The sequence below is a fragment of the Cryobacterium cryoconiti genome, assembly GCF_004403065.1.
GTDB lineage: Bacteria > Actinomycetota > Actinomycetes > Actinomycetales > Microbacteriaceae > Cryobacterium > Cryobacterium cryoconiti.
On the sequence record NZ_SOHA01000020.1, the window covers coordinates 1 to 17,297 of the forward strand.

A 17,297-nucleotide genomic window follows, 5' to 3' on the forward strand; every position below is an offset into this window, starting at 1 on the left:
CGGCGGCGGCCTGGGCGGCAACGGCCTTCGCAGCGGCGGCACGGTTCGCGGCCGCGAGGGCGGCGGCCGAACGGCGAGCGGCGACCGCGGCATCCGTCACGGCTTTGGCCTCGGCGCGGGCGTCGTCCTCGGCCTGGGCGAGCAGCTTGCGCTGGGTGACCACGGTGCGGGCGTTCGCTTCGAGCCGCACCTGCTGGGGCACCTCGGACGTTTCGGCGAGAATCCGCATGGTCTGCTGCAGCCGCACGGCGTTGCGCTCGGTGGCCAGGTACTGGCGTCGGCGCGCCCAGGTCGGCATGAGGTAGGTCACCCACAGGGCAGCGGCAACCGCAATCATCACTCCCCCGCCGAGAACCTCGCTACTCATAGTTTCTAAGGTAGGAGCGGCACGGCGGTGCGGGGATGATTACCGAGGGTGTGTCACGGCCAATTACCGGCCTCATCGGTCGCTCACCGGCAACGGATGCGCCGCGGCCGCCCGATCGACGTCCGTCACCCGGGCAGCGTCGGCCGGCGCCAGACCCGACTGCCACCGGTGCAGAACGCCCTGGCGCACTTCCTCGGCCACGAGACCGAAACAGAAATGGTCGCGCCAGTCACCGTTGATGTGGATGAACCGGCGGCGCAGGCCCTCGTAACGGAAGCCGAGCTTCTCCACGACCCGCAGCGACGGCACGTTCTCGGGCCGGATACAGATCTCCATCCGGTGCAACCCCAGTTGACCGAAGCAGTAGTCGGTGGCCAGCGCCACGGCCGTCGGCGTGATCGACTTGCCCGCGAATTCCTCGCCCACCCAATAGCCGATCGTGGCCGAGGACAGCGAGCCCCAGGTGATCGACGACACGTTCAGCTGACCGGCCAGTTCGCCGTCGTATTCGATCACAAAGGGCAGCCCGCTGCCGGTGCGCGCGTGTGCGAGCAGACTACGGATGCTGGAACGGGTGTCGAAGGACATCGGCGCGTAGGGGCTCGTGGCCTCCCACGTTCGCAGCCAGCCGCGGTTCTCCATCAGGGACCGCTCGAGGTTCCTGTCGTCGCGCAACCGGATCGGCCGCAGGGTGACGGGTCCGTCATGAAGCGTCGGTAGTGCGATCGCCACAGTGTGCCCGTCTACTCAATCCCGCGATGGTGTTCCCTCAATGTACCGCTCGTGCCCTAGTCGAGGGTCGCGACGAACTCGTGCAGCCACGGCCGCAGATCGGGCCCGAGGTCTTCACGATCCACCGCGAGCTGCACGATGGCCTTGATGTAGTCGAGGCGGTCGCCCGTGTCGTAGCGGCGGCCGCGGAAGATGACCCCGTACACACCGCCGGTGGTTTCGGGCGTGAGAGCCATCTCCTGCAGGGCGTCGGTGAGCTGGATCTCATTGCCCTTGCCGGGCAGGGTGTGCTCGAGCACGGCGAAGACTTCGGGTCGCAGCACGTAGCGACCGATGATGGCCAGGTTCGACGGGGCATCCTCGGTGCTCGGCTTCTCGACCAGCCCGGTCACCCGCACGACGTCGGGGTCGTCGGTCGGCTCGACGGCGGCGGCGCCGTAGAGGTGGATCTGCGAGGGCTCGACCTCCATCAGGGCGATGATGGTCGTGTTGCGCTTGGCCTGCTCGGACAGCATCTTCGTGAGCAGTGGGTCGCGATCGTCGATGATGTCGTCACCGAGCAGCACCGCGAAGGGTTCGTTGCCCACGTGCATCTTGGCGCGCAACACTGCGTGGCCCAGTCCCAGCGGGTCGCCCTGGCGCACATAGTGGATGTCGGCGAGTTCGGTGGCGTGGTTGACCTTGGCCAGGCGGCCCTGGTCGCCCTTCTGCTTCAGGATCGCCTCGAGCTCGGTCATGCGGTCGAAGTGGTTCTCCAGCGCGTTCTTGTTGCGGCCGGTGACCATCAGCACGTCGGTCAGACCCGCCGAGACGGCTTCCTCGACCACGTACTGAATGGCCGGTTTGTCGACGACGGGCAGCATTTCCTTCGGCATGGCCTTGGTCGCCGGAAGAAAGCGCGTGCCCAGTCCTGCAGCAGGAATGACGGCTTTGGTAATTGTTGTCCCCATGGTCCCTACGATATCGGCATCTAGGATGAGTTATATGGACTCCGACATCGGTCATCGAAAGCGCGCGCTCCGCGCCGAGCTGCGGGAGCGCCGCCAGAACATGTCTTCGGTGCAGCGGGATGCCGCGACGGCCGGCCTCACCCAGAACCTGCAGAGCATCACCCTGGACCTGTCGGCCCGGTCGATTTCCTGTTATCTGTCGAGTCGCACCGAACCGGACACCCGGCCGTTCGTGAACTGGGCGGAGGCTCAGGGCATCCGTGTGCTGTTCCCGGTCTCCCGCGATGACGGCCTGCTCGACTGGACCGTCGGTGAAGACCAGACCGAATTCGAGGGCCTTTCGGGCGCGCCGGAGCCGCAGGGCCTCCTGCTCGGCCCGATCGCGATCAACGACGTCGACCTGATCGTCGTGCCGGCCGCCGCCATCGACGCGTCCGGACTGCGCATGGGCTGGGGTCGCGGCTACTACGACAAGACCCTCGGCTCGATGGAGAAGTGCCCGCCGGTGTACGCCGTCGTCTTCGACAACGAGTTCGTCGACGAAGTACCCCGCGAGGTGCACGACCAGCCGGTGGACGGCCTGGTCACCCCCACGCGCATCATCGCGTTCTGACCCGTTCCCCCCTACTTTCCCGCCCGTTCCACGAAAGCCATTCAACAATCGGAGATTCCGGCCCGCGCGCCGGTTCCCCCATCGGAGTTCCAGTGCCTACCTATTCTTATCGCTGCACCGAGTGCGACACCGCGTTCGACATCCAGCAAGCCTTCACCGACAACACGCTGACCGAGTGTCCGAGCTGCGGTGGCAAGCTGCGCAAGGTCTTCTCGTCGATCGGTGTGACCTTCAGCGGGTCCGGCTTCTACAGCAACGACTCCCGGTCGGATGCGAAGCGCTCACTCGAACGCTCGTCGAAGACCTCGGACAAAAAGTCCGAGAGCACATCGGCCGACTCCGGCTCGAGCTCGAGCTCCACTTCCAGCGAGAAGTCCGCCGCCGCCTCGACGCCCGCAGCGAAACCCGCCACCAGCAGCACGTCAGCGCCGGCGGCGAAAGCCTCCTGAAGTAATTCCCCTCTCACCACCCCCCACTCGCCTGTCCCGGCGCCGAAACCTCACCGGAGAATCACCATGATCCAGGGCTTCAAAGAATTCATCATGCGCGGCAACGTCATCGAGCTGGCCGTCGCCGTGGTCATCGGCGCCGCGTTCACCGCGGTCGTCCACGCCATCGTCGCGGGTATCTTCAACCCGCTGATCGCGGCGATCTTCAATTCGGAGAGCCTCGCCAAGGCCATGGTCGTCGACCTGCCCGGCGGCGGGGAGCTGTCGTTCGGGCTCGTGCTCGCGGCGGCCATCAACTTCCTTCTGGTCGCGGCCGTCGTCTACTTCGTCTTCGTGATGCCGCTCAACCACGTCAAGCACGCGCAGGAGCGCCGCCGTGCGGCCGGGCTTCCCACCGAGGCCGAGGCCGCCGCCCCGGCGACGGAACTCGACCTCCTGACCGAGATCCGCGACCTTCTGGCCGCCGGAGCGACGATCGACCAGGGTCCGAAGCACACCCGGTAACCGGGCGGGTCCCACCCGATCGGCGGCGCAGCCTCCGGTCCGGAATCGAACCAATTCGACGGAGATTCTGCCCGGATCGGCCTTGACCAGCCCGAAACCCCGCTCCACGACGAAAATCTCTGTCGAATTCGTTCGGGGCGTGGGCGGCGAGCGGCGGGTGAACGTCCGCTCCGGACCCGCACTGGTCCGTGACGGCCGGTGCATGTGGGCGACGGATGTCCCGAGTCAGCCACACGCGCGCGCTCGGCCTGCGCCCAGGCAGCAGGGGCCCAGGCAGCAGCGCGGACGGCTACCAGTGCGGCGGGCGGTCCTGCCGGAGCCGCTCGTCGTTGACGCCGCGGGTGCCCGGTCCGTCGGGGTCGGCGGGCACGACGCCGCCCTCCTCGCGCAGAACCGGCGGATGCGGATTCGGGTCGGTGCCCGGCGCCGGCGTCAGCCGGGCGCGCCGTGAGGTACCGCCCGACGTGACGACCGACTGTCGGGGAACGCCGGATGCCGGTGTCCGCGGGGCGAGCCCGGCAGGACCGACGCCCGCCTCATCCTCCTCGGGCGCTGCGCGCTCAGGCACCAGGCCGGCGTACCGTGCCGGATGAACCAGGCCCGGCCGAACCGTGTGCCGCCGATCCCGGAGCGGAGGGCGTCGCCGTCACCCCGACCAGGGCGGCCACGCGCGCGGCCACCGCGTCCGGGTTGCTGAACAGTTCGAAGCTGTGCACGCGCAGGTAGTGCCAGCCGAGCCGGCGCAGCACCTCGGGGCGGAGCCTCAGGGACTCGCGCAGGCTCGATCGGCCGACGACGGCATCCGTCTCGACGACGACGGCGCGGCCCGCGTGCGAGCCGGCGAGCGCCAGCTTGCCGCGGTGCCCGAGCGACACGGTGAGGCCAAGCCGTTCGAGCCGGCGGGCCAGGTCGACCAGCATGGCCTCGCTCGCGTCGGGCACCTGCGCCTCGTTGCGGCGCGCCTCGGTCTCGCTGAGCACCTGGGAGAGCGCGAGGATGCCGTGGCGCTGACGGTCCTCGTCGATGTCGGAGGGGCGGAAACAGGAGACGATGTCCATGGCGCGGCGCGCGCGGGTCATACCGATGGCCAGCAGCCGTTCGCCGCCGGGTTCGCCGAGGGAACCGAAGTTCGTCAGCAGCCGACCGTGCGGGGTGCGGCCGTAGCCGATGGAGAAGATGACGCGGTCGCGGCTCTGCGCCACGGCCTGCTCGAGCGTGAGCACCGTGAACGGTTCGGCCCGGTCCTTGAGGATGAAGTCGGAGAGGTCGGTGCGCTTGGAGAAGGCGGACAGCACGGCCTGGTGCACGCGCACGGAGTGCCGCGCGCTGGCCGTGATCACCATCAGCGATTCCTTCGGGCGCTTGACGGCGTGGTCCATGACGAGTTCGACGACCTTCGCGACCTCGGCGTCGACGCTCTCCACGGCCCCGGAGTCGGCGTCGGGCATGCCGTGCCCGCCGGCGACGTAGTTGATGGTGAGGCTGCCGTGCCCGAGGTAGCTGCCCGCCCAGGGCAGGGAGTCGATGCGGCCGCCGTAGAAGCGGTGATTGACGAGCTCCGCGAGGTCTTCGCCGCCCGCGCGGTAGCTGCGGGTCAGGGTGAGGGTCGGCAGGAGTTCACCGAGACGGGCCAGGGCGGAGTCGGCGTGGAGGGCGTCCACGTTGGTCTCCTGCAGCGGCTTGTCGTCGGCGGCGGCCGTGATGCCGGTCTCGAACGAGGACGGCGTCTGCGTGACCGGGTCGCCGAACGCCACGATCTGGCGGCCGCGACGGATGGCGCCCACATTTTCGGCCAGGGTGGTCGCGCCGGCGTCGACCAGGAGCACGGTGTCGAAGCTCATCAGGTCGTCAAGGCCGGCAACCTCGTAGGGCGAGGCCAGCCAGACCGGGGCGAGCACGCGGCCCAGGTGCGGGGCGGCCTTGTGCAGGCGGGTGGGGGTGGCCCGGTCCGCGCGCAGCAGGCGCCGGAGGTTATCGGCCTCTTCGGGCCAGTCGACGACACCGATCTTCCAGGTTTCGGCGAGCAGCCAGGCCAGCAGCTGCCCGGTGGTCGAGGCGTGCGCCTCGTCGACCAGCCGGAAGTCGGCCTCGAGTCGGTCGAGCACCTGGGTGTTCGCGTTCAGGAGGGCCTTGTCGCCGCTGAGCATGGTCTCGAGCACGGACTGCCACCAGGCGAGCTCGAGTTCGTCGGCGACGTCTTTCTCTGACACGTGACGCTGGGCCAGGTCGGTCATCAGGGGGTCGAGGTTGTGCTCGCGCAGGGTGGCCAGCAACGCGGTGCGCTCGTGCAGGTTCGCGAGCACCTCGCTCTCGGCGGCCAGTCCGGAGATCGCGTAGATCAATTCCTTGACCGGGCGATTCGACAGCTGCCGCGTCGTTCCGGCCGTGCCGAGGGGGATGTCGAGGCTCGCCAGGTCTTCGGAGACACGCTGGTAGGCCACATGCACATCCGAAATTCCCACCGGGACCTCGGGGGTGACGCCGGCCACCACGAAGCGCTGCCACAGGGTGCGCTGCTGCTGGATGCGACGCAGGCTCTCGTTCATGTCGCTCACGTGAACGCCCGGACGCAGGTACTCCACGGCCAGCTTGCGCAGGCGGCGGCGGTTGGCTCCGGTCATGTCGGGCGATTCCCGACGAGATGCGGTCGCCGTGATCAGTTCGGTCAGCGACCGGTCGAAGACGGCCGGCTGGAACTTGTCGAGGGTCTCCCGGATGTCGAGCAGGAGACGCAGGTACACGCCCAGTTCGGCGATGGTCTCGAAGGGGCGCAACCGGGTCTGGCCGACGAGGCCGGCGGCGCGCTCGAGCAGGCGCGGCAGTTCGACCTGGTTGACCCGTTTGGCGAGCTGATGCGCCCCCGAGGCGTCGGCCGGGGAGGTGAAGGACGCCCCGTACCAGGGTGAGTCGCCGGGGCCGTAGCGGAATTCGCCGAGCGCGGCGGCCTTGATCAGAGTGGCGGCGGCGAGCGGCCGGCCCTGCGCCAGACGTTCGAGCGCGTTGCGGTCGAGGCGGGCCGTGGTCGACGGCGGGGCAGGCAACTGCGCCAGGCGGGCGAGCTCGCCGAGGGCGTCGAGCACGGACACCCCGAGGGCCGGGTCGCGCCGGGTGAGCGCCGACCGGTAGTCGAGCAGCACCTTGCGCAGTCGCACGAGCGCGTCGTCCACGTCGCCGACCAGGGGCTGGGTGGCCTTCTCGTTGCGGGTGATCGACTGGATCAGGTCACGGCGCAGGGTGCGCGGGGTGACCGCGACCCCGGGCAGCCCGACCTGCACCAGACGGTGCGCGATGCCGTCGAGGCTGGAGCGGCGGGCGCTGACCACGAGCACGCGCTTGTGCTGCGCGATCAGCGATCCGATCGCGTTCACGATGGTCTGGGTGCCGCCGGTGCCGGGAAGTGTTTTGACGACCAGGGAGTTGCCGGCCGCGATCTGGGCGACGACGTTCTCCTGCTCGGAGTCGGCGTCGAGCAGCAGGGTGTCGGTGGCCGGCGGCCGGGAGTCCTGGCCGATCGGGACGACGGGGTTGTACGCGGTCTCGATGGCGCGGCGGGCGTTGTTGTTGCCGCCGATCGCGTCAAGAAGCGGATGGTCCAGCTCGGCGGCATCCGCGGCGAGTGCCCGTCCCACGTCGGCGAAGGAGGACGCCACGAGACGGGGAACCACGTTGAACCAGGGCAGGTGCGAGGTCAGTCCGCGCAGGCGGTCGATCACGGGTTGCGGTTTGAAGGCGCCGTTGGTGACGGCCAGCGCCACGAACGCGTCGGCATCGAGCACGATCTGGAACTGGTCCTTCAGCGCGCGTGCCAGCTCCGGGTTCAGGAACGGCTGGCCCTTGAGTTTGAGTTCGAAGTCGCGGCCGTACCGACGGATCGCGAGCGGGCGCAGCAGCACGGGGGCGCTGTAGTCCACGTCGTTGTAGCGCCACTCGGCGAGGCCGATGGCGAGGTTGACCGACTCGATCCCGCGCATGGAGCGCAGTTCGATGCCTTTCTGGGTGATCTCACCGGCCGCCAGCCTGGCGTTCCTGAGGGCCAGCTCGTCGCGGATCAGGTTGGAGAGCAGCGTCGTCTTGCCGGTGATGAACTGGGGCAGGCCGCCCGGGTGGGTGGCACTGAGTTCGATGCGGGTGCGGGGGCCGTCGCTGAAGTGCAGCAGCGGGGAACGCCCGCCCACCTCGGCGAGTTCGTCGCGCCAGCGCTGCCAGACGGGGTCGGCCACATTGCCCACGGTGAGGGACGGATCGCCCAGGCTGACCGCGTGCGCGGCCGCGGAATCGTGCGGGTCAGCAGACGGAGCATCCTGAATCTCCGTCAGGAAGCCGTCGTCATCTAGTTTCTTATCGAGGCGCCACACACTCGACACCCTAAGCCAATCACCTCCGATTCCCCGGCAGGCGGCCCGGAATTGCGGGGATTCGAGCCCGAATTGGGCCAAATCGGGGCTTCCGGATGCGCGTGCGGCCGTGATCGAATCGGCTTGCGAGAATGGTGCAATGAAACTACCCCTCGTCGAACTCCACCTGCACATCGAGGGAACCCTCGAACCGGAGCTGCTCTTCGAACTGGCCGAGCGGAACGCGGTGACCCTGCCGTGGGCATCGCTGGACGAACTGCGCGCCCAGTATGATTTCGCCGATCTGCAGTCGTTCCTGGACCTCTACTACCGGGCGTTGGACGTTGTGCGGGAACGGATCGACTTCGCCGACCTGACCCGCGCCTATCTCGCCCGGGCACGCACGGCGGGGGTGCGGCACGCGGAGATCTTCTTCGACCCGCAGGCGCACACGAGCCGGGGTGTGCCGCTCGGCACGGCCCTGGCCGGGGTGCGCGACGCCCTGGACCGTTCGGTCGACGAGTGGGGCATCACCACCAAGCTGATCGTGACGTTCCTGCGCGACCGGCCGGCCGACGAAGCGCTGCAGATCCTGCGCGAGATCCTCGCCGACGGGGTGGCGATCGACGGAATCGGGCTGGACTCGGCCGAGGTCGGCTATCCCCCGGCGCTTTTCACCGAGGTCTTCGACCTGGCCCGCGCGCACGGTTTGCGCCTGGTCGCGCACGCCGGCGAGGAGGGGCCGCCCGACTACGTCTGGCAGGCCCTCGACCTGCTCGGGGTGGAACGCATCGACCACGGCATCCGCAGCCTGGAGGACGAGGCGCTGCTCGACCGGCTCGTGCGGGACCGCGTGCCGCTCACCGTCTGCCCGTTCTCGAACGTGCGACTCCGGGTGATCGACACCCTCGCCGACCACCCGATCGTGCGGATGCTCGACCGCGGGCTGCTCGCCTGCATCAACTCCGACGACCCGGCCTATTTCGGCGGTTACATCGATGACAACCTGGCCGCGCTCGACGCGGAGTTCGACCTCGGGCCGGACCGGCTGGCCCTGCTCGCCCGGAACGGCATCGAGGCGTCGTTCCTGACACCCGCCGAGAAGGCCGCGCTCCTCGACGAGGTCGAGACCTGGCTGACCGCCCGGCGGGAGCCGGCCTCGGGGCCGGCTACAGCCATCCGTTCTTCTTGAACACCCCGTAGAGGCCCACGCCCATCATGAGCATCAGGGAGAGGGCGAACGGGTAACCGAACACCCAGCCGAGCTCGGGCATATGGGTGAAATTCATGCCGTAGACGGCGCCGACGAGGCTGGGCGCGAAGAGGATGGCCGCCCAGCTGGAGATCTTCTTGACCTCTTCGCTTTGGGCCAGGCTGGTCTCGGACAAACGCCGGGTCTCCTCGTTCTGGCGCTGGGTGACGAGGGTGCTGTGCACCGTGAGCGCGTTGTCGAGGAGCTGGCGAAACGCATCGCCGCGCTCGACGATACGGAGAGTGTGGTCGAGCACGTCCCGCAGGTGATGGCCCAGCTCCGCGGCGACATGGTGGGTGGCGAAGCCCTTCTGCAGCGACTCCAGCATGCCCACGAGCGGCTGCGTCGCACGCTGGAACTCGATCACCTCACGGGAGAGGTCGTAGATGCGCCGCGCCACGGCCTGGTTGCCGTCGAAGAGCTGGTCCTCGATCTCGTCGATGTCGTTCTCCAGCCCGGCGACGACCGGCCCGTACTCGTCGACGATCTGGTCGAGGATGGCGTAGAGCACGGCCTCCGGTCCGAGGGCCAGCAGTTCCGGCGTCTTCTCCATGCGCTCGCGCACCTGCGCGAGGTCGGGCGACTCGGCGTGGCGGATGGTGGCCACGAAGTCGGGGCCGACGAAGACGTGCAGTTCGCCGAATTCGACGCGTTCCTCCCGGTCGAGGTAACGGGCCGGGCGCAGCACCACGAACAGGATGTCGCCGAAGCGCTCCAGCTTCGCCCGCTGGTGGCCCTTCAGCGCGTCTTCAACCGAGAGGTGGTGCAGGCTGAATTCGGCCGCGACCGAGCGGATCTCGTCGGGCGATGGCCGGTACATCCCGATCCAGGCGAAGCCGTGGTGGGCCTTCATCACCTCGTACGTCTCGTCGAGCGACCCCGGGTTCGCCTCCCGGTGGCCGTTCACGTATACAGCGTTGTCGATCAGTGCCACGCGCGTTCTCCTTAGATACCAGCTACCAGTGTCGCACCGGGCTCACCGCCCGCTGACCGAGGCAGGCTCGTCGGCGGGGACGGTAGGTTGGGGTCGTGAATCCTGAGCGAGCCGGCGACGTCGTCGTGGTGCTCGCTCCCCGCGGGCCCACGGATGCCGACGATCGCCTGCTGCTCGCCACCGCTGCCGCGTGGGTGCTCGGCGTTGCGCCACCGTCGGTGCGGATCGAGCGCAGCTGCCCGCACTGTGGCGGCACGGACCACGGCCGCCCGCTGGTGGCGGTGTCGCCCGGAGCCGGCAGCGGGGCCGGCCCGCTGCACGTCAGCCTCAGTCGGGCCGGACGGAGCGCCGCGTTCGCCCTGACCTTCCTCGGCCCGGTCGGGATCGACGTCGAGTCCGTCGCGGCTGTGTCCCGGGCGGGGGTCGACCCGGCCCTGTTCGACGCGGTCGCGTTCGGGCCGGCCGAGCTCGCCGCCCTGTCCGCGGTGCCGAGCAGTGACGCCGCCGACGCCCGGGCCCGGATGTGGACCGCGAAGGAGGCGGCACTGAAGTGCACCGGCGACGGGCTCCGGGTGGACCCGCGCGACCTGACCGTCGGACTGCCGGGCCGCGAAGACCCGCCCGACGTCGTCCTGACCGCCTGGCGCGGAGCCGGCTTCCCGGTCGAGGCCCTGCGCCTGCGCGGCTTCGAGCCGGGCGCCGGGCTCGTCGGCACGGTGGCCGTGCTCTCGGAGGACGGGTTCGCCGCGGGCGGGCCGACCGTGAGCGTGGTGCCGGCCGCGGCCATCCGTCGGTGACGCCGGCCCGGCCTAGAGCTTGGGCAGCGCGCTCCGGTAGATCCAGCGGTCAACGATCCGGCGGATCTCGCTGCTGTCGGTGTGCACGGTGAAGAATTCGACGAAGTCGTCGGTGGAGACAGAGCCGTGGTGGCGCGCCCGGGTGTAGGCGCGCACGGCGCCGAAGAACACATCGTCGCCGAGTGACCGTCGCAACGCGTGCAGAGCCAGCGCACCGCGCTTGTAGACCCGGTCGTCGAACATATCGTGCGGGCCCGGATCGCCGACCACGATGTCGCGCGGCAGCGCCTCGATCTCGGCGCGGTGCACGGCGGCGCTCGTGTCCGCGGGAAGGCCCCCGCTGGCCTCGGCCCACAGCCACTCGGCGTAGCAGGCGAACCCCTCGTGCAGCCAGATGTCCTGCCACCGCGACACGGTCAGGCTGTTGCCGAACCACTGGTGGGCGAGTTCATGGGCGATCAACCGGTCGCTGCCGTGCAGGCCGTCGACGTGGTTGCGGCCGAAGACGGCAAGGCCGTGCGCCTCGAGCGGGATCTCCAACTCGTCGTCGGTGACGACGACGGAGTACACGCCGAACGGGTAGGGACCGAAGAGACCGTCGAAGACGGCGATCATCTCGGGCAGGCGGGCGAAGTCCACCGCCACCTCACGGGCGAGGTTGGCCGGAAAGAAGATGCGCTGGGCCACCGGGGCGGCCGCCACGTCGGCCCGGCGGTACCGGCCGATCAGCACCGTGGCCAGGTAGGTGGCCATCGGCTCCGTCACCTCGTAGGTCCAGCTGCTGCGTCCCGACCGCGTCGTGCGAGCGATCAGCGCGCCGTTGGAGACGACCGTGTACGGGTCTTCGCAGGCGACCCGGATCCGGAACGAGGCCTTGTTGCTCGGGTGGTCGTTGCAGGGGAACCACGACGCGGCACCGGTGGGCTGCCCGGCGACCAGCACGCCGTCGTCCAGTTCCTCCCAGCCGACCTCGCCCCAGATGCTGTTCAACGGATGCGGCGTGCCACGATACCGCACGGTCACCTCGAACCGCTCCCCCGCTTCGATCGCCGTGGCCACCGTGATGGTGAGCTTGCGCTTGCTCTGGCTGACCTTCTGCGCCCGCACCCCGTCGACGGTGACCCGGTCCACGGTGAGGCCGTCGAAATCGAGGCTGAACCGGTCCAGCCGGAGGGACGCCAGGCCGGTCACCGTCGCTGTTCCCCGCAGCTGATTGGTGGACACCCGGTAATCGAGGTCCAGGTCGTAGTGCAGGGCGAGGTACCCGCCGTTGCCGTTACCCGGCAGGTACGGGTCGCCCGCGGACGCGGAGCCGTGGCCGGCGGCGGCGAGCGCTGGCCTGGGCGGCAGCGCGGTGAGGCTTTTGGCGGGACTCGGAGCGGGGATCGTGGCGAGGGCGGGACTCTTCGGCGGGGTGCGAGGCATGGGGCGTCAAGTCTGCCACGGCGGGGCACGCCAGGGCGAAATGGGGTTGCCCGACCACACCGACCCGGCCGGCACGCGTTCCCCGCGCATGACCAGGGAGGCAGGTCCCACGGTCGCTCCCTCGCCGATGCCGGCGGCCGGCAGGATCACACTGTGCGGCCCGAGCGTCGCCCCGGCCGCCAGGGTGACCCGGTCCAGCTGCATGATCCGGTCGTGGAACAGGTGCGTCTGCACGACGCAGCCCCGGTTGACGGTGGCGCCGTCCTCGAGGGTCACCAGGTCGGCCTCGGGCAGCCAGTACGACTCGCACCAGACCCCGTGCCCGACGTTCGCGCCGAGGCTGCGCAGCCAGAGGGCGAGCACGGGCGTTCCGGCGGCCTTGGCCGCGAACCAGGGTCGGGCGACCATTTCGACGAAGCTGTCCGACACCTCGTTGCGCCAGATGAACGATGACCAGAGCGGATGCTCCGTGGCGTCGATCCGGCCGATCAGCAGCCACTTCGCGGCCGTGGTCACGACGGCGGCGACCGCGCCCGCAGCCAGGAGGACCAGTCCCGAGAGCGCGAGGGCCCAACCCGCACCGAGCAGCAGCCAGAGCGCATCGAGGGCGGCCAGCACGCCGAGTCCGATCAGGGCCGTGACGATGACCGGCACGATGCGCAACAGCTCCCACAGGGCACGCCAGGTGACGAGCCGGGCCGGCGGGTGGAAGGTGCGGGCTTCGTCGACATCCGTTGTCGTGCGGCGCAACCGTTCGGGCGGGTTGCCCAGCCACGACGACCCGCGCTTCGCCTTGCGCGGGGTGGAGGAGAGCACGGCGACGAGACCGTTGCGCGGCACGGTGCGCCCGGCGCCCGCGATGCCGCTGTTGCCGAGGAAGGCCCGGCGACCGACCTTCGCCGGTCCGATGCGCAGCCAGCCGCCGCCCAGCTCGTAGCAGGCCACCATGGTGTCGTCGGCCAGGAAGGCGGCCGGGGCGATGGTCGTCAGGGCGGGGATCAGCAGCACGGTGGAGGCTTCCACACCCGCGCCCACCTTCGCGCCGAGCAGGCGCAGCCAGACCGGGGTGAGCAGGCTCGCGTAGACGGGGAACAGCAGCGTGCGGGCGCTGTCCAGGATGCGTTCGGTCATCCAGACCTGCCAGCCGATGCGGCTGCGCACCGGGTAGTACCCCTCGCGCAGGCCCACGCCGAGCGCGCGCACCGCGAGGAGCACCAGACCCGCGTAGACGAGGCCGGCGGCCGGCACCGCGGCCAGGGTGGCCAGGGCGGCCCGGCCGAGCGCGTCACCCAGGGTGGCGGCGTCGCCGATCGCGGCCCCCACGATCAGTGCGCCGACGAGCACGGCGATCACGGGCAGGGCCGTCATCGCGATGGCCCCGGCGGCGAAGGCGGTCAGCCAGCGGGTCCCGCGCGGTGGGCGTTCGGCCGGCCACGACGCGTGGGCGGCACCGACCCGGGCGGCCGGGGATCCCGCCCACCGTTCGCCCGGCGGAACCGGTCCGGACACGGCGGAGCCGGATTCGATCACGGCACCGGCCCCGATCCGGGCGCCGCCGAACAGGGCGCTGCGGGAGCCGACGGTCGCGCCGGCGCCGATCCGCACCGCCCCGATGCGCAGCACATCGCCGTCGATCCAGTAGCCCGACAGGTCGGTCTCGGGTTCGATGGCCGCCCCCGCACCGATCGTGAGCATCCCGGTCACCGGCGGCAGGGTGTGCAGGTCGACGTCGGTGCCGATGCGGGCGCCGAGGGCCCGCGCGTAGTAGCTGATCCAGGGCGCGCCGGCCAGACTCACGGCGTCCGAGAGCAGCGCCACCTGTTCGGCCAGCCACAGCCGCAGGTGCACGGAGCCACCCCGAGGATAGTTGCCCGGCTCCACGCCGCGCAGCAGCAGGCGGGCGGCGACGACGGAGAGGGCCATCTTGCCGGGCGGCGTGACGAACAGCAGGAACCCGGCGGCCACCCACCACCAGGAGATCGTCGGGGCGAAGGAGGCTCCGCCCCAGGCGGAGAGCAGGTTGTTCGCCGCCGCGAGGTAGACCAGCCACCGCGCGCCGACCAGCACGTGCAGGGGCACGCCCAGCAGGGTGAGGGCCAGCTGGCTGCGCCGGGGAACCGGCAGCACCGTGCGCCCGCTGCTCGGCGCCGCGGGCACCCGGCCGTCGAGCTCATCGGCGAGGGAACCGATCCGGGGGTAGTCGTAAATGTCGGAGACGCGGGTGTCGGGGAACCGTTCGCGGATGGTCGAGACGAATTGCGCGGCGGAGAGCGATCCGCCGCCGTGGGCGAAGAAGTCAGCATCCGGGCCGTCGGCCGGCACCCCGAGGATGGCGGCCCAGCCGTCGGCGAGCCAGGCGGCCGTGGGCGTGAAGGCATCCGTCTGCTCGCCGCCCGTGGTCGGCAGCGGCCAGGGCAGGGCGCCGCGGTCGACCTTGCCGGAGGTGCGGGTGGGCAGCTCGTCGACGACGTGCAGCAGCGGCACGAGCGCGGCCGGCAATTCCTCGCGCAGACGGATGTTGGCGGCCGCCCGGTCGAAGACGGCCCCCTCGACCTGGGCCAGATAGCCGACCAGGACCTGGTTGCCGGCCGGTGTTCTCTGCACGACCGCGGCCGCCCCGGCCACCCCGGGGAGCGCGCGCAGCGCGGCCTCGATCTCGCCGAGTTCGATCCGCCGCCCGCCGAGCTTCACCTGGTCGTCGGCTCGGCCGACGAACACGAGACCCTCGCGTTCGTAGCGCACCAGGTCGCCGCTGCGGTAGGCACGGTGCCAGCCCAGTTCGACGTGCGGGGCGTACTTCTCGGCGTCCTTGGCGGCGTCGAGGTAGCGGGCCAGCCCGACCCCGCCGATGATGAGCTCCCCCGTTTCGCCGTGGGCGACGCGGGCGCCGGCCGCGTCGACCACGGCCAGGTCCCAGCCGGCCAGCGGAAGCCCGATGCGCACGGGCCCCTCGCCGTCGAGCCGGGCGGCGCAGGCGACGACGGTGGCCTCGGTCGGCCCGTAGGTGTTCCAGACCTCCCGGCCGCGCACGGCGAGCCGGGCGGCGAGTTCGGGCGGGCAGGCCTCGCCGCCGAAGATCAGCAGTCGCACCCGTTCGAGCGATTCCTCCGGCCACAGCGCGGCGAGGGTGGGCACGGTCGAGACCACGGTCACCCCGTGCTTGATCAGCCACGGGCCGAGGTCGACACCCGACCGCACCAGCGACCGGGGCGCCGAAACGAGGCAGGCGCCGTTCCGCCAGGCCAGCCACATCTCCTCGCAGGACGCGTCGAAGGCCACCGACAATCCGGCCAGAACCCGGTCCGCGGGCCCGATCGGTTCGGACTGGAGGAAGAGGTCGGCCTCCGCGTCGACGAACGCGGCGGCCGAGCGGTGCGCCACCGCGACCCCTTTCGGCACGCCGGTCGAGCCGGAAGTGAAGATCACCCAGGCGTCGTCGTCGGGGGTGGGCATGGCGCCGATGGTGCCGGCGAGGGCCAGGTCGTCGCCGGGCGGGAGCATCCGTTCGGCGAACATGTCGGCGTCGATGCCGCTGCGCACCGCGAACACGCCCCCGGCCCCGATCACCCCCACAACCCGGGCCTCACCGAAGACGAGCCGGGCACGCTCCTCGGGGTCGTCGGCGTCGACCGGCACATAGGAGGCGCCGACCAGGAGCGTGGCCAGAATGGAGAGGTACAGTTCGCGGGTTCCCGACGGGATCCGGATGCCCACGGTGTCGCCGCGGCGCACCCCGCTGCGGCTGAGCTGCTCGGCCTGCTCGGTGACCAGGCGGATCAGGTCCCGGTAGTTGACGGCTCCGTCGACGTCTTCGAGGGCGAGGGCGGTCGGATGCCGCTCGGCCGTCTCGAGCAGAATGTCGACGAGGGTCCGGGCGCGCGAAGTGCGGTGCCCGGCCGCGAGCACGTCCTGGCCGGGCTGAATCGGGGTCAGGGTCACACAGGCTCCTCAAACGGTCGCGGTGCCAGCCACCGCGCGCCACCAGCTTAGAACCCGCAGGTAACGAGCAGGTGTCTTATTACGGGAACCCCGGCACCCGCGCTTTCCGGGCCTGACGGACGGTCAGATCAGACCGTGGCGGCGGAAGGCGTTCCAGACACCGTCGTCCTGCACCGAGGTGGTGACCTCGTCGGCGTGGGCTTTGACGGCATCCGTCGCGTTGCCCATGGCGATGCCGACCCCGCAGACCTGCAGCATCTCGATGTCGTTGCTGCTGTCGCCGATACCGAGGGCGGATGCCGCGTCGAGGCCGAGCCGGTCGAGCAGCTGAAGAATGGTGGAGCCCTTGTTCACACCGTTCAGTGTGACCTCGCCGCTGCCCCGGCCCATGTGCGGGATGGTGCCGGTGATCACATGGAAGTCCGCGCCGAGCGCCTCCGAAACGCGGTCGAACGCCCGAAGGTCACCGGCCAGGAACACCGATTTAGCGATGCCGGTGTGCCGGTACGGGCGCACATCGGCGAACGCTTTCAGGGCTGGGTGGTCGTCGTCGGCATCGGTGACGGATTCCGGTTCGGAGCCGGCTTCCGCCTTCCGCGCGCGGTCCGCCGCGTAGTACTCCGCGAAGCGGTCCCGCACACCGGGACTCGGATACAGCTCGTCGAAGGACTGCAGGTAGAAGTCGTACCCGGACTCCTCGTAGAAGCCGATCATCCGTTCCACGGCCTCGGCCGGCATCGTGCGCTTGATCACGAGCTCATCGCCGATCTCCGCGAACCCGCCGCCGGAGCTGATGGTGCCGTCGAATCCGATGTCGCGGATTTCGGGGTAGATCTCGACCGACGCCCGTCCGGTGCTGAGGTACACCAGATGCCCGTTGCCCCGGGCGGTGCGCACCGCCGCGATGGACGACTCCGCGATCCCCGAGCCGGTTTGCAGGAGGGTGCCGTCGACGTCAACGAACGCGATGCGGGGGGAAATCATGGTGCTCCAGACGGGTG

The 17,297-nt window shown here is 70.3% G+C and carries 13 protein-coding genes and 2 pseudogenes; 5 read left to right on the top strand and 10 right to left on the bottom strand.

From position 1 onward, the window contains the following. The 3 genes and pseudogenes from E3T49_RS07265 to galU all read right to left on the bottom strand — a co-directional run. Positions 1 to 367, bottom strand: a pseudogene (locus E3T49_RS07265) (hypothetical protein); the annotation flags it as partial. Between the two features lie 72 nt (positions 368 to 439). Then, the gene (locus E3T49_RS07270; RefSeq protein ID WP_134424303.1) at positions 440 to 1,099 is read right to left on the bottom strand and encodes a GNAT family N-acetyltransferase; all 660 of its coding nucleotides are present in this window, start codon (positions 1,097 to 1,099) and stop codon (positions 440 to 442) included. 56 nt (positions 1,100 to 1,155) lie between these two features. Then, positions 1,156 to 2,049, bottom strand: coding sequence for a UTP--glucose-1-phosphate uridylyltransferase GalU (gene galU / locus E3T49_RS07275; protein ID WP_134424304.1), 894 nt, complete (start codon positions 2,047 to 2,049; stop codon positions 1,156 to 1,158). Between the two features lie 34 nt (positions 2,050 to 2,083). Here galU and E3T49_RS07280 point away from each other — a divergent pair, with 34 nt between their 5' ends. Beyond that, a complete protein-coding gene (locus E3T49_RS07280; RefSeq protein WP_134424305.1) occupies positions 2,084 to 2,662 on the top strand; it encodes a 5-formyltetrahydrofolate cyclo-ligase in 579 nt (192 codons plus the stop codon). A gap of 92 nt (positions 2,663 to 2,754) precedes the next feature. Beyond that, a pseudogene (locus E3T49_RS16515) lies at positions 2,755 to 2,895 on the top strand (FmdB family zinc ribbon protein); the annotation flags it as partial. A 14-nt stretch (positions 2,896 to 2,909) separates the two neighbouring features. Here E3T49_RS16515 and E3T49_RS16520 read toward each other — a convergent pair. Then, positions 2,910 to 3,128, bottom strand: coding sequence for a hypothetical protein (locus E3T49_RS16520; RefSeq protein ID WP_241972706.1), 219 nt, complete (start codon positions 3,126 to 3,128; stop codon positions 2,910 to 2,912). Positions 3,129 to 3,177: 49 nt separating this feature from the next. Here E3T49_RS16520 and mscL point away from each other — a divergent pair, with 49 nt between their 5' ends. After that, positions 3,178 to 3,615 carry a large conductance mechanosensitive channel protein MscL gene (gene mscL, locus E3T49_RS07290; protein WP_134424307.1) on the top strand — a complete coding sequence of 146 codons (438 nt, stop codon included), beginning with the start codon at positions 3,178 to 3,180 and terminating at the stop codon, positions 3,613 to 3,615. 289 nt (positions 3,616 to 3,904) lie between these two features. On the opposite strand, the gene E3T49_RS07295 is transcribed toward mscL, so the two are convergent. Both E3T49_RS07295 and E3T49_RS07300 read right to left on the bottom strand, forming a co-directional pair. Then, on the bottom strand, positions 3,905 to 4,183 hold the full coding sequence (locus E3T49_RS07295; protein WP_134424308.1) for a hypothetical protein: 279 nt from the start codon (positions 4,181 to 4,183) through the stop codon (positions 3,905 to 3,907). Next, complete coding sequence (locus E3T49_RS07300; RefSeq protein ID WP_241972702.1) at positions 4,176 to 7,970, bottom strand: AAA family ATPase; 3,795 nt, start codon at positions 7,968 to 7,970, stop codon at positions 4,176 to 4,178. Before E3T49_RS07300 ends, E3T49_RS07295 begins: the two co-directional genes overlap by 8 nt. A 139-nt stretch (positions 7,971 to 8,109) precedes the next feature. Between E3T49_RS07300 and E3T49_RS07305 the strand changes: the two genes are divergently transcribed. Beyond that, a complete protein-coding gene (locus E3T49_RS07305; protein WP_134424309.1) occupies positions 8,110 to 9,141 on the top strand; it encodes an adenosine deaminase in 1,032 nt (343 codons plus the stop codon). Here the strand turns inward: E3T49_RS07305 and E3T49_RS07310 are convergent. Next, positions 9,119 to 10,135 carry a magnesium and cobalt transport protein CorA gene (locus E3T49_RS07310; protein WP_134424310.1) on the bottom strand — a complete coding sequence of 339 codons (1,017 nt, stop codon included), beginning with the start codon at positions 10,133 to 10,135 and terminating at the stop codon, positions 9,119 to 9,121. The two genes, E3T49_RS07305 and E3T49_RS07310, sit on opposite strands and share 23 nt — an antisense overlap. A 95-nt stretch (positions 10,136 to 10,230) precedes the next feature. Here E3T49_RS07310 and E3T49_RS07315 point away from each other — a divergent pair, with 95 nt between their 5' ends. Then, positions 10,231 to 10,932 (top strand): 4'-phosphopantetheinyl transferase family protein, encoded by a 702-nt coding sequence (locus E3T49_RS07315; protein ID WP_134424311.1) that lies wholly within the window; start codon positions 10,231 to 10,233, stop codon positions 10,930 to 10,932. Positions 10,933 to 10,944: 12 nt separating this feature from the next. On the opposite strand, the gene E3T49_RS07320 is transcribed toward E3T49_RS07315, so the two are convergent. The 3 genes from E3T49_RS07320 to E3T49_RS07330 form a co-directional block, all read right to left on the bottom strand. After that, positions 10,945 to 12,357: a M1 family metallopeptidase gene (locus E3T49_RS07320; RefSeq protein WP_134424312.1), complete on the bottom strand. Its 1,413-nt coding sequence runs from the start codon at positions 12,355 to 12,357 to the stop codon at positions 10,945 to 10,947. Between the two features lie 6 nt (positions 12,358 to 12,363). Further along, a complete protein-coding gene (locus E3T49_RS07325) occupies positions 12,364 to 16,296 on the bottom strand; it encodes a Pls/PosA family non-ribosomal peptide synthetase (RefSeq protein WP_134424313.1) in 3,933 nt (1,310 codons plus the stop codon). Between the two features lie 123 nt (positions 16,297 to 16,419). Next, complete coding sequence (locus E3T49_RS07330; protein ID WP_134424314.1) at positions 16,420 to 17,280, bottom strand: Cof-type HAD-IIB family hydrolase; 861 nt, start codon at positions 17,278 to 17,280, stop codon at positions 16,420 to 16,422. Positions 17,281 to 17,297 lie beyond the last annotated feature (17 nt).

Excerpts from the sequence above, each read along its gene's own strand:
- galU (WP_134424304.1), bottom strand. The coding sequence starts at position 2,049 with ATGGGGACAACAATTACCAAAGCCGTCATTCCTGCTGCAGGACTGGGC.
- E3T49_RS07280 (WP_134424305.1), top strand. The coding sequence starts at position 2,084 with ATGGACTCCGACATCGGTCATCGAAAGCGCGCGCTCCGCGCCGAGCTG.
- mscL (WP_134424307.1), top strand. The coding sequence starts at position 3,178 with ATGATCCAGGGCTTCAAAGAATTCATCATGCGCGGCAACGTCATCGAG.
- E3T49_RS07305 (WP_134424309.1), top strand. The coding sequence starts at position 8,110 with ATGAAACTACCCCTCGTCGAACTCCACCTGCACATCGAGGGAACCCTC.
- E3T49_RS07320 (WP_134424312.1), bottom strand. The coding sequence starts at position 12,357 with ATGCCTCGCACCCCGCCGAAGAGTCCCGCCCTCGCCACGATCCCCGCT.
- E3T49_RS07330 (WP_134424314.1), bottom strand. The coding sequence starts at position 17,280 with ATGATTTCCCCCCGCATCGCGTTCGTTGACGTCGACGGCACCCTCCTG.